Annotated in this window: 8 protein-coding genes, 1 tRNA gene and 1 pseudogene; 4 read left to right on the top strand and 6 right to left on the bottom strand. The window is 55.9% G+C overall.

The window, feature by feature from the left end; translation table 11 throughout:
• Positions 1-349 precede the first annotated feature (349 nt).
• A tRNA-Met gene (locus LAO21_08400) sits at positions 350-425 on the top strand.
• Between the two features lie 259 nt (positions 426-684).
• Here the strand turns inward: LAO21_08400 and LAO21_08395 are convergent.
• Positions 685-3,330, bottom strand: a complete 2,646-nt coding sequence (locus LAO21_08395) for a serine/threonine-protein kinase (protein MBZ5552723.1) — start codon at positions 3,328-3,330, stop codon at positions 685-687.
• Positions 3,331-3,792: 462 nt separating this feature from the next.
• On the opposite strand from LAO21_08395, the gene LAO21_08390 reads away from it, so the two are divergent.
• A complete protein-coding gene (locus LAO21_08390; protein ID MBZ5552722.1) occupies positions 3,793-4,884 on the top strand; it encodes a hypothetical protein in 1,092 nt (363 codons plus the stop codon).
• 506 nt (positions 4,885-5,390) lie between these two features.
• On the opposite strand, the gene LAO21_08385 is transcribed toward LAO21_08390, so the two are convergent.
• Positions 5,391-5,750, bottom strand: a complete 360-nt coding sequence (locus tag LAO21_08385) for a DUF3795 domain-containing protein (GenBank protein ID MBZ5552721.1) — start codon at positions 5,748-5,750, stop codon at positions 5,391-5,393.
• Between the two features lie 377 nt (positions 5,751-6,127).
• On the opposite strand from LAO21_08385, the pseudogene LAO21_08380 reads away from it, so the two are divergent.
• Positions 6,128-7,550, top strand: a pseudogene (locus tag LAO21_08380) (M20/M25/M40 family metallo-hydrolase).
• Between the two features lie 410 nt (positions 7,551-7,960).
• On the opposite strand, the gene LAO21_08375 reads toward LAO21_08380, so the two are convergent.
• Positions 7,961-8,959 carry a hypothetical protein gene (locus LAO21_08375; GenBank protein ID MBZ5552720.1) on the bottom strand — a complete coding sequence of 333 codons (999 nt, stop codon included), beginning with the start codon at positions 8,957-8,959 and terminating at the stop codon, positions 7,961-7,963.
• A gap of 474 nt (positions 8,960-9,433) precedes the next feature.
• Here LAO21_08375 and LAO21_08370 point away from each other — a divergent pair, with 474 nt between their 5' ends.
• Complete coding sequence (locus LAO21_08370) at positions 9,434-10,531, top strand: HigA family addiction module antidote protein (GenBank protein MBZ5552719.1); 1,098 nt, start codon at positions 9,434-9,436, stop codon at positions 10,529-10,531.
• 40 nt (positions 10,532-10,571) lie between these two features.
• Here the strand turns inward: LAO21_08370 and LAO21_08365 are convergent, their stop codons facing one another.
• From LAO21_08365 to LAO21_08355, 3 genes are all read right to left on the bottom strand, one after another.
• Positions 10,572-10,766 carry a hypothetical protein gene (locus tag LAO21_08365; GenBank protein MBZ5552718.1) on the bottom strand — a complete coding sequence of 65 codons (195 nt, stop codon included), beginning with the start codon at positions 10,764-10,766 and terminating at the stop codon, positions 10,572-10,574.
• On the bottom strand, positions 10,763-11,377 hold the full coding sequence (locus LAO21_08360; protein ID MBZ5552717.1) for a DUF6338 family protein: 615 nt from the start codon (positions 11,375-11,377) through the stop codon (positions 10,763-10,765). Before LAO21_08360 ends, LAO21_08365 begins: the two co-directional genes overlap by 4 nt.
• A gap of 191 nt (positions 11,378-11,568) precedes the next feature.
• Positions 11,569-12,288 (bottom strand): DUF4263 domain-containing protein, encoded by a 720-nt coding sequence (locus LAO21_08355; protein ID MBZ5552716.1) that lies wholly within the window; start codon positions 12,286-12,288, stop codon positions 11,569-11,571.
• Positions 12,289-12,475: the final 187 nt, after the last annotated feature.

Here is a 12,475-nt window from a genome sequence, read left to right as displayed (position 1 = left end):
TCCAAAGCCCGGAGGGCGTCAGATTGTGGCCCCACCTGAGCCCCGCGCTCTTTGCGGGGCGAGGGTGGGGTAAGCAAGGAAAACGTGGCTTGAGCCCCGACGGGGCGACAGATTCAGTCCAGATCCCCAAAACTATTTCCTGCTATCCTCCTCTCCCCCATGTGCTCCCTCTGTGCTTCCACTCGCCTTCGCGCTTTCTGATTTGCACACTTGGATTCTGATCTATAGGCTTGAATCTATACCCTCCGACGGTCTCAAGTGACCTTCTCAGGGACATGGTTAACGTTTGACAAACACAGACGTCACGCCTTAATATTTTCTGCCCACTTCGCGGTGGATCTTGCAGTGTGGCGGCGTAGCTCAGGTGGTAGAGCGAGGGTCTCATAATCCCTAGGTCTGTGGTTCGAGTCCACACGCCGCTACCAATATTCTTTTTTCACTTCAGCGGCTTGTAGTTCTCTCCGACACCACTCGTTTTCCACCCGACAAAATTGTGGTTTCAACCTCAAATGAGCCCGCGCGCTCCTGTCATGGAGCTCATTCAGGTGGGTGAAATACGAAGACCCCTATCAAAATCGGGCGGGGTGGCGCACACATGCGCTATTGGCCCGCCACGGCGGGCGACCTTGTTTTGAGAGAGACTTTGTCAGGAGGCTAGGGCGGGGGTGCGAATGGCATAGGCGGCTAGCGGATGTTTTCGATCATGCTGATGTCGGCCTCTTGGAAACGGAAGGCCTCAATCACAATCCGGCGGTGGTCAGGATGGATATCGAACCGCGCGTAGGAAGTGGCTAGGAATGCGCCTATGTCCTGAGGGGAGTACCTGAGCCGGAGGGAGGTCCGCATACGCACCGGCAGTGACCCATCGAGGCGAACACGCCAAAGAATAGCAGTGAGGTCCGGCTTCCCTTCGAGGACAAAGAGTTCGTCAGGGCCGATCCATTTGTAGTAGCATGCCCAACCGCGAAATACTTGGCGCGCAGCTCCTCCACTCAAATCATAGACCCACACACCAGCCTCGGGATCGCCCAATTGGCGAGCTAAGATGACGGAGGCGATATGACGACCGTCAGTCGCCCAGGATAAGATGCTTCCCCGGACCGAGTCGAGGGCTTGCGTCTTGCTATTCCCCTGATTAAAGAGCTGGACCTGGCCATCTTTCGCGCTAAAGACCAAGCGACCATCTGGCCCGACATCACCCCAAGGGGTTTCAAGTGGCTCGGCAGGGAGATCCTCCGGCACCGTCCCCGACAGACTCAGCCGGCGAAGGTTCCGCTGGGCGGCATCCCCGCGAAGGCCGGATGCAAAAATCAAATACTGCCCGTCGGGGCCCCAGCGTGGAAAGTAATTTAAGCTACCGTCCTCTACCAACTTGACGGGGTTGGAGCCGTCGGCATCCATCATCCAAATAGACTCATTTTCAGCGCCTTTGCGGTTGGTAAAGTACGCAATCCGGCGACCATCGGGGGAATAGGCGGGCGAGAATGTGCTGCGGGCGGCGTCGGTGGTGAGCCATCTGCGGCCGGCTTCCGTGTTCGAGTCGATCGTCACTTCCAGCAAATTGATGATGGAGCGGTGACTGGCAAAAACAATCTTCTGACCGTCCGCAGAGAGATCCAGCTCGGAGTCATCTCCGCGGCCGGCAGTGATTTGCACCGGTGGGCCGCCGTGAGCGGCAATCTTCCAGAGGTTCATCGTGCCACCGCGGGTGGACGCGAAATAGACGAACCGATTGTCTACGGACCAGACAGGCGAACGAGCCGAAACTCCGTCGTCGGTTAGCCTCTTCACTTTCCCTGAGGATAGATCTACCGTTGCTAACTCTCCGCGAGGGCCGGCGTTTCGACGGACAAAAGCGATGATTCGTCCATCATGCGAAAACGCGGGCTCGATGTGGGAAGTCTGACTCTCAGGCTGAGTCAAAGCGCGCGCATTGCTTCCCATCGCGTCACAGATCCAAATCGTTCGAGTGGAGGAATTGGCGTAGGCCAGCGAGCGACCATCGGGTGCCCAGGCAGCTTCGTAAGCGTTTGTCAATAACTTGCGTGGTGTCCCGCCCAATGCAGGCACCGTCCAGACATCCCACAAGCCACTTTCATTCAAGCGGGAGTAGGAGATTTTGGAGCCGTCAGGAGACCAGTGGGGCCGCGCCTTGAGATTGGGATCGTTGGTGATGCGGACGGGGCTCCCGCCAGTGATCAGTCCCATCCAAATATCAAACTGGCCGCCCCGATTTGACAAAAAAGCCACGGAGCGCCCGTCGGGTGAGAAAGCAGGCATTGCATCAACACCGGTGAAGTTGGTGACGGCGCTGAAACGCATGGTCGGGGGCGGCGGGGCCGCAGGCATCAGCTTCCAGACTACGGTGCCTGCCACCAGTGCGCCCAAGGCAAGGCCGCCGAACAACCACAGCAGAACCCATGATCGAGCCGGAGACATCGCCGCCCCGGCGACCGGCTGCGTCGTGGAAGGATTGGCCAGATACTCCTCAAGTACAAGCCGCGCATCGCCGATATCGCGCAATCTCTGCCGCGGGTTCTTAACGAGACAGCGGCGAATTAACTCACGGATGGATGCAGGAGTGCTTGGAGGCAATCGGTGGAGGTCCGGCTCGCGCTCAATGACCTTCGCGAGGATTTCGGAAATTGTGTCGCCGAAGTACAGCGGTTGGCCCGTCAGCATCTCAAACATTAAAACGCCAAAGGCCCAGATGTCGGTCCGGGGATCGACGGGCTTGCCTCTGGCTTGCTCCGGCGACATGTACCCCGCCGTGCCGAGTATAAGACCTGCTTGTGTTGCCCGGACGCTGACAGTCGGGGATTCCAAACTTTCAGTAGCTGCGGAATCTCCTTCAATTGCTTTAGCCAACCCAAAGTCCAGGAGCTTCACCGTGCCATCGGGGGCAACTTTGACATTGGCGGGTTTCAAGTCGCGATGAAGGATCCCGCGCTCGTGCGCGCATTCAAGGGCGTCGCAGATTTGTTTGGCGATCGGAAGGGCTTCATCGACAGGAATGGCGCCGGACTTGAGGCGCTCAGCCAGCGTGGGTCCTGCGACCAGCTCCATCACGAGCGCGCGTCGGTTGTCGGAGTCCTCGAGACCGTAAATTGAGGCGATGTTCGGATGGTTGAGCGAGGCGAGCACTTTGGCTTCGCGCTCAAACCGCGCCATGCGCTCCGGGTCGTCGGCAAAAGCCTCGGGCAATACCTTTAGTGCAACGTCGCGCCCCAGCTTCTTGTCCCGCGCGCAATACACCTCCCCCATCCCCCCGGCGCCAAGCGCACCGGTGATTTCGTACGGACCAACCGTCATGCCTGTCGTTAACGCCATGGTAGCCGTGTCGTGGATGCGCGCGAATGGTAGCTTAATTTCAGGGTGTCGGAAAGCGAAAGTTTTTGGATCTCAAGGCGGATTCAGGCCGCTTTCTACGGTTTGAAAAAAGAGTGGCGAAACCGCACTCTCCAAGTTTTTACCCAAGCGGCTTGACGTCACCAAACTGCCGTGAACACCTTGACATCCTTAATGGAGTGAGTATATTGAGATCAGAAGGGTATTGAAAAGACTCTGAACGCTATTAACCTCTTCTGCTGGTGTTAGAGTTGTTATCTTGGCCGCAATTTGGCCATTGGTAATTGGGGGCTATTCTAGGAATTCCTTTTTCCCATTTTTGAAATTGAGATTCGGTTCAAGGAATTGATTCTTCTAGGAAATTCGGCGCGGAAGCACCAGCGGCGGCGGGTTTGCGGTTCTTCACTTATTCAATTTTATCTGTGATATCCAAAAGGAGGAAACATGGTTTGGAAAATCTCGATTACTGTCCTTTTTCTGACTTTTTGCAGTCCAACATGGGGACAGAATCTTTCGCCACAAAAGGACATAGCGTTCAGCCAAATCGCCGCAGGTGGCGGATATGAGACCGTGCTGGTAGCGACCAATCGGGGCATCACCGCATACACGGGTGTGTTAAATCTTTCTCACCTGCAGGGACTGGCCTGGAATCCGATTGTGAACGGCGCCCCGGTCGCTAATGGAAAAGTGGCCGTCGACATTCCAGCCGGGGGGACAAAAACGTTTCACATCACGGCAGCGGCGGGAATTGAGGCAGGGTTCGGTTATATCAAAGCCACGGATCCGACGATACAAACGGCGACTCTGGAAGGAAACCTGACCTACTATGTGAAGGCCGGGTCGACTGTAACCGACAGCGTGGGCGTTCCTCCCTCCTCCGAATTCTATATGACCACCATTCCATTTGAGGATTCCACCACGATTGCGCTGGCATTGGCCAACCTTGGAAACACCACCGCCAACGTGAAACTCTCGGTGTTCAACGAGACGAACGGCACGGCGTCCCCGCCCCAGACCCTGACTCTTTCCGCACAAAGTCATTTGCCACAGTTCCTAAATCAGTTTTTTCCTGGTTTGACCCTGGGGAAAGGACGCCTCGAGATCGAGTCAGATGCGCCGATCATCGGGACGGCACTCACGTTGGTGTCGAATCAGTTTTCTTCGCTTCCCTTGCTGCCTTCGCAGCGCACATTTTCTTTTTCCGCTACCCTCTCGGGACTGGGGTTCACAGGCGATGGAGGGATTTGGGTCAACGGCATGGCGGTGAACGGGTATCTACATATCACCGGAACCACGCCCAGCCTTGAAACCGTGACGCCGGAAACCTATTTCGTTTATGGCGCACTTCAGAACAAGACGGCGAGAATCATGGGCTATGGGAAATCCATTTTGTTGCAGGGTCAGGAATTCATCGTCTACACCCAGATTGACAATTTCTCGCTCTCAGCAAACACCCTTACCGGTTCCTTTACGATGACCAGCTTGTCGGGAACGAATGGAGCGACCGGGAGCATCCAGATAACTCGAATTAATTGATTCAACCGAACGCGGCAACGATCCCCGAGGCGGACCGATGCTCATTTCCCGTCTACGTCTCAGGGCAAAAGGACGCGTTGTTGCGATAACACGGCGCCAGGATTTCCAAAACAGATCTGAATGACGAGTGTCAAGTCTCTGCAGGCGCGAAATACTGTTTCTTCATTTTGAAAACAGGACGCCTTTCTCGGTCAATCGCCGTTTGCAGAGATCTGACACTCATTTATTCTTCTGCTCCGACTGGGTAGCCCCGCCTGGCGCTTTTTGCCCGGCGGGGGCTTGTGCCTGCGGCCGGTATGTATTCAGCTACCCTGCCCCACGCAAACGCCCCCGCTCGGATTGGCGGTCCTGTCTGTTGTGTGGTTGCTCTTGGCGGTCGGACTGCACCGGCAAGCCTAGGGGCCGGGCCGTGAATCACAGGGAGCTGCGATCCTTGCGCCGCGGGCGTCATCTTGCCCCGAGTCAAGTCCCGCGCGGGGTCGCACCATGAACCGATCTGGCCGATGCTACATCTGACCCCTGAGTGCCTTAAGACGCCCCTCGGCAGTTGGGTCCGTCTCAAAGTGAGATCGAAGTTTGTCGCAGGCGTATTCATCGCAGAAGGCACAACTCTCGAGCTTTCGCTTGATTGCACAGGATCGGATCTCACAGCGTGCACACCCCGAGAACAAACGGCCCGTTTCGGACCGGCATCCGTCACAGTCCGTAACCTCCTCGGGCAACAAGTTCAGACCGTACTGCTCGGAGCAGAGACGAGCAATAGAAGCTCGCATGGTCCGTCTTTTGGCGTCATCGGGATCGAGAGTAGCCAAATGGATTGGACAGCCCCGACAATCCAAACCACAATATCCAATCATGACATCCATCTTCGATTCCTCTGGCCTCATATAGGACACATGACGTCTACCACGGAAAATTAATACTCTCGGGACCATATCACTCTGATATCCAGTGAGCAAGAGCTTTAAACTTCATGGGCAGACGTGATTGGAATTAGAGTTTCGTGGGGTAATTGTGAAATCTTCGTGGTAGGCGCGTCCGCCACGGCGGACGCGCCTACGTTGAATCACGCATGACTTTGTGACATTTTCAATGACGTTCGTGTTTGTCACTATACTTTCTCTTCCTCAGTATGAATGGCGTGAGCTCCAATTTTGATTCGGCGATAGGTGGCTGTTCGGAATTGTGTTTTAATCTCCCAATACCACTCGGCTGTCGCTCGATAGGAACGGAGGATTTCTGGATGAAATTCGGCAGCACACTGATGATTTCTTTTCTTCTTGCAACACTGCCTCTTGCGGCTCAAGCCTTGCCGGGGGCAGGCGGCACGCCGCCTTCGGCTCAACAGGAACTGGCCCGCGACATTTTCAAAGAATTGATCGAGATCAACACCACGGACTCCTCAGGCAACACGACCCGGGCTGCCGAGGCGATGGCGGCGCGACTTCGGGCCGCCGGCTACCCTGCCGCAGATGTTCAAGTGCTCGGCCCGAATCCGCGGAAGGGAAATCTGGTCGCGCGCCTGCGCGGCACTGGCTCCGGGAAACCAATTCTTCTGCTGGCCCATCTCGATGTGGTGGAGGCGCGGCGCGAGGACTGGTCGTTTGATCCCTTCAAATTCCTTGAGCGCGATGGGTATTTTTATGGACGCGGCACCAACGACATCAAATCGGGCGATGCTTTGTTGATCGCCAATTTGATACGGCTCAAACGGGAAGGGTTCAAGCCGGACCGGGACCTGATTGTCGCCTTGACGGCCGACGAGGAAGGAGGCGACTCAAACGGCGTCTCCTGGCTGTTGCAGAATCACCGGGAACTGATCGACGCAGAGTATTGTCTCAACACGGATGGAGGGGGCGGCGAGATCAAGGACGGCAAGCACTGGGTCAACGAGCTGCAGACGAGTGAGAAGGTCTATCTCAGCTTCCGCCTGGAGACCAGGAACCGGGGCGGGCACAGCTCTCTTCCCGTCAAGGACAACGCCATCTATGAGCTCGCGGAGGGGCTGACGCGCCTCGCCAAGTTCGACTTCCCCGTGAAGCTGAACGAAACCACACGGGCCTACTTCGAGCAGATGTCCAAAGTGGAGACCGGGCAAGCAGCCCGGGATATGCGGGCGGCCGCGCAGATCCCGCCCGACCCCGCGGCGGTTTCACGCCTGACTTCCGCCTCACCCTACTTCAACTCCCTGATGCGAACCACCTGCGTCGCCACCCGCCTGGAGGGTGGACATGCGGACAACGCACTCCCTCAGACCGCGCGTGCCACTGTTAATTGCCGGTTGCTCCCCGGTGAATCACCTCAGGAAGTCCAGCGAACACTGACCCGGGTGCTGGCTGACGACAAAATCACGATTTCTCCAGTTAACAAGCCCAATCCAAGCCCACCCTCGCCACTCAGGCCGGAGATCGTGCGAGCAACCGATCGAATTACCGCAGAGCTCTGGCCGGGCGTACCCGTCGTCCCGGTCATGTCCACGGGGGGGGACCGACGGGCTCTATCTCCGCATCGCCGGCATGCCCACGTATGGTGTCTCAGGACTTTTTGATGACATCAATGACGTGCGAGCCCACGGGAAGGATGAACGCATGGGGGTGAGGGAGTTTTACGATGGGATGGAATTCATGTACCGCCTCGTGAAGGCGCTTTCGTCAGAATCAAGATGAATATCCGAATCACAGCTATTCCGTCACGAACCTCCCCTGCCATCCAATGAAACAGTTGCCGGATGTCGGAGCCTGCCCCTTTGTCTTGATATCCAATTGTGTCCTGCTTTGGTAGCCCCGCCGGGTGCTCTCTGCCCGGCGGGGGCTTGTGCCGGCGCCCGGTATGTATTCAGCTACTCTGCCCCTCGCGCGCCAACGCCCCCGCCACCAGAAACCGTGGCGGCGCTACCCAAACCACTTCGGATGGTGCCTTGCTTTGGTAGCCCCGCCGGGTGCTCTCTACCCGGCGGGGGCTTGTGCCGGCGACCGGTATGTATTCAGCTACCCTGCCCCCCGCGCGCCAACGCCCCCGCCACCAGAAACCGTGGCGGCGCTACCCAAACCACTTTGTCGGACTCGTTAGTGAGGCTTCACGGTGCCGGGCGAAGTACACGGAAATCGATCTTCCAGAGTTCACCGTGCTTGTGGTCCGCGACCCACAGCGCTCCTGCCCCTGATCGAATAGCGTCAGCTCCATCGCCGCCGACAAACTGGTGCGTCACGCGGTTGGTCTGGGGATCGATGCGGGTGACGGGCTTTCCGTTCACGCTGAGCCAAACGGCGCCATCACCGGTTGCGATGTCTCCCCACTTGGTAGGAGCGCCAGCCTCAATACGGGCAACCTCGCGGTTGGCACGCGGATCCACCCGCGAAACCGAGCCGTCCGCTTGATTCTGCACCCAGACGCCGCCCTCACCTGCGGCCATGAATTTGGGGGTATGGCCCACCGCGACGCGTGCTGTGACGGCGTTGCGAGATGGATTGATTCGATGAATTGTATCAGTGGCGCTGCTCGCGGCCCAGACGGCCCCAAATCCTGCGATCACCACATCGGTTCTCGCGCCGACGGGAATCAAGGACAGGACGCGGCCTGAGCGTACGTCGACCCGGGCAACCGCAGATGAAGACGCATCTGGAAGGTTTGCCGGAATCCAGAAGCTGCCGTTCGCAATGGCGAAGGCGCCTTCTCGTCCTGTTGTAATCGGAACCGATATCCGCCGCACGACGGCGTTCGTCCTAGCATCGATCTCGTTGATCACGCCGTCGCCACAGGTCGCCACCCATACCCGGTCAAGTGCAATCACCACCCCGAGGCACGCGTCGGGCCCCAGCGCAATGTCGGCGAGGAGATGGCCCGTGACCGGATCCACCCGCGACAAGCGGTCCGGCTTGTAGTTCACGACCCAGACCGAGCCAAACCCAAGGGCCATCCAATCAGGCTCCTTCGGCAAAGGGATCCGGGCGACGATCGGCAGCGCTGTAACCGGGCGCTGGTGCACCGTGAGCGTGTTATCCGGTTTCGTCTGCGCCAAGAAGGCCATAGGGAACGCCACCATCATTAGCGCTATGAGAACTCCCGATACTCGCATGCTCCGATGCTTCCTTCCCAAACGGGTCGCTGTCTCTACTTATTGACCCTTGCATTTGCCCCCTGCCCATTGCAGAATCCAGATGCACGAACTTCGAGCTTTGCTGGGCCCAAAAAGGCTCCCAAACGACGCAAGATAATAGGTGACTGTTCGGAGATTTCTCTGTAGGCTATCATATCGAAGTATTATATGACGAGTCTTGTTTTGGTCCTCCGTCGCTCTGGTTTGAAATAGCCAACCCACCCCCGTAAGCAAAGGTCAAGATGATCGGACGGCATTTCGATATTCCTTAATACGAGGCGCTCGCCAGTATCGGGTGTCGCGGATTTGGTGTGCGTCGAGAGGGCGCTATTATAATTATTATTTAACCCTAAGGGTTAATAAAACTATTGACATAATCAAGCCATGAGAATAAGCTTTCATTCGGGCAAGTTCGCGAAGGCGGCAAACTCAGAATCCCTGTCCAATCGTCAATTGAGGACTACCATGATCGCTAAGAGAAGAATTGAGTTTAAGCCGGACTACGCCGTGCCTCCAGGGGCGACCCTGCTTGAAACGATTCAATCGCTCGGTCTTTCGCAGGCCGAATTGGCCAAACGCACCGGACGGCCCCTTAAAACCATAAACGAAATCATCAAGGGGAAGGCCGCCATTACCGCAGAAACTGCCTTGCAGTTGGAACACGTGCTCGCGCTGCCGGCTTCGTTTTGGAACAACCTGGAGCGAAACTACCGACAAACGATAGCCTCCCTGAAAGAACAAAAATCGTTGGAAGCTGCTACAGAGTGGGTGAAGAGGTTCCCCGTCAAGGAGCTCACCCAGCGCGGGGTCCTCTCCGAATCGCGAGAAGGCGGCGACTTGGTTCGCGCAATGTTTCAATTTTTCGGCGTGAGCAGCATTTCCGCCTGGAGCCAGGTGTGGACGGCTCCCGCGGCATCTTACCGCCGGTCCACTGCTTTCCGTGCCTGCCCGGAATCCACGGCGGCCTGGTTGCGTTTGGGAGAAGTCTCGGCCAGAAAGCTCCGCTTGCCGGCATTTGAACGGACCGTCTTCAAGCAACAGCTTGGTCGTATGCGCGGTCTCATGAAGATGCGTCCCGCCGCGTTGAAACGGTCCCTGACGGCAGCGTGTCGTAAGGCTGGTGTAGCCGTGGTTTTCGTGGAGGAGCTTCCCCATACTTCAATCCATGGTGCGGTAAGATGGGTGGGCGATCATCCGATCATCCAATTGAGTTGTAGGTACAAGGTGGAAGACATCTTTTGGTTCACCTTCTTCCACGAGGCGGGTCATGTGGCGTTGCATGGCAAACGCGACGTATTCCTGGAGGATGGCGCCGGTGGAAACGACAAAGAGCGAGAAGCGGACGCCTTCGCCACAACCCACCTCATCCCCGAGTCCCAATGGCGGCGATTCATTGTCGCATCGAAGTTTACAGAACCCGGAATCCGGGCCCTTGCGGATTCCCTTGGCATTTCGGCGGGTATTGTCGTGGGTCGCTTGCAGCACGAAGGGAGGATCCCATTCTCGCGATTCAACTACCTCAAGAAAAGATTTGATCTCACACAACCCTGAACGGCTGTAATAGGAATTCGGGTCAGGCACCGACATTCCTTCACTTGTTAGTCTTGGCGGGGGCAGGAGCTGACTGATTCGAGTTCTGCGGGGTGACAGCCGCGCTTCCGAGGTTTGAAGGGGGCTTGAGGTTGGCCAGATCTACCTGCTGACTAACCGGATAACCTTTAGTGATCTCATTTTTGAGAGGCTGATGGCTTTCCCGAAGTGCACGAACTGTCTTCTCTTCACTCATACTTTGACTCCTCCGATCTCGAAGAACTCGATGCGGTCCAAATCATCCATCCTTACGAGCGCTCCCGCAGAGTTTTCGATTAACGATTTGACTTTACCATGCTCATCGAGTGAAAGCAATTTCTCGATGTAAAGGTCTTGCCTGTTCGGAAAGGAGCCCGCGAACGAATTTGGGCCGAAGAGCCCAGCCATCACTTGACCATTCTTGAATGTCAACCAAATCCAGTAGGCCCTTCCCTTTCTAAAATGGTAGTCCCATGCCGTGGGGTCGGGATGCGGAAAATAGAGAAATTCACGAAGCCATCGGGCCTTGTCTGTCCTGACAGAAAAATTGAACAGAATGCCGAACAGAACAGGAACAAGGAGCAGGATCACGAACACCTGCAGCACGAAGAGAGTTGGCGCTGTGGCGTAAGACCGAGAAGCATAAATCCAATACCAAATCGGAAAACAGATGGCGTGAACCAAGCTGCTGAGTGCGAGACTGTCAAGGACGATGCTGAGCGTCGCCTCCTCAGCTCTTGGATAGGCGATGCGCTTCACTCGAATCACAATGAAGCCAGGCACTATGAAAACCAACAAGACTAATATCTGATTCATCGTCTCGGGCATGGGGCTAGCCTCCTCTCCTGCTCTCTGACAAGGCCGGAGGAATTCACTCTCTCTTCAAAAATCCATCTCTCTTACACTCTGATGTCATAAACCGCCCAGATTTCACAATTTGATACTTGCCCAGATGAGTTTGGACACATCCTGCCCCAGCCCTTTTAGTTCGTCCGCATTCATAGTCGACCCCAGTTCTTCTAAATACACAGCTTCTTGGCGATGAATCTTCTGTCCTTGTAAGAACATACTGCAATTTTTCCGTACCGTATCTTTGGAATCCAGCGACCTTCTCTCCAGTCCAGCAATCTGTCATACGTCATGGTTGACAAGCCTCTGGCAAGAGTTAGATCTTCCGCTGACCATCGTTCCTGCTTCTTAGGGTTATCTATCTCGGCCCTTCTGCCAAAAACGAGATAGCCCCCGAAATATATCGTGTGTAGTCTCCGGACTCGTCCCCCCATGAGAGGGCCCCAACAATCTAATGCCTGTTTAACGTTGTGGTGTGCCCAAAACATCCAGTCCAGAATCTGTTGTTTTGCCATTAAGTAGTCACGGCTGAATTCCCCATCCTTTCTGAAAATGCTCTTCCGGGGTGATTCAATCTCCACGCAGGTAATTCGTAGTTCTTGAGAATTTGCGCTGACAAAGGAGAAATCAGTCTGGAATGAATTCCCTAAACAGAATTTCGTAGCGACGATTCCAGCCAAAGGACCGTTGTGTAGGGCGTCAATGCCGGGAAGCAGGTACGGATGGCTCTCGAAGAACTGCTGTAACCTTTGCTCTGGCGGGCGACGACTAAGCAGAGACTTAAGATCTTCCACAGTATCGAAGAACGACTGCCCCCATGTTGCTTTACTGTCTGATTCAAAGCCCTTTCGATCCAAGTGACTCGAAAAGTCAATCATTCTATTTATCATGGAAATCTCTCTTTATCGCATGCGGAAGAAATCATGGCGCGGCCGTTCGTATTCGCGCGGTCCAAGAGGAGAAGAGCCTCGATCCTTGGCCGCGACGTTGGATTTGTCACATGCAATTTCATTCTTGGGCGGTCGGTCACAGCGATTTTGCCGTCGATGCCGTCATGTTCCGAGTGCACAATTTGGC

It is taken from the genome of Terriglobia bacterium (assembly GCA_020073085.1).
Lineage (GTDB): Bacteria > Acidobacteriota > Terriglobia > JAIQFV01 > JAIQFV01 > JAIQFV01.
Note: the sequence above shows the minus strand (reverse complement) of the source record. Positions and strands in the feature narration are given on the sequence as shown.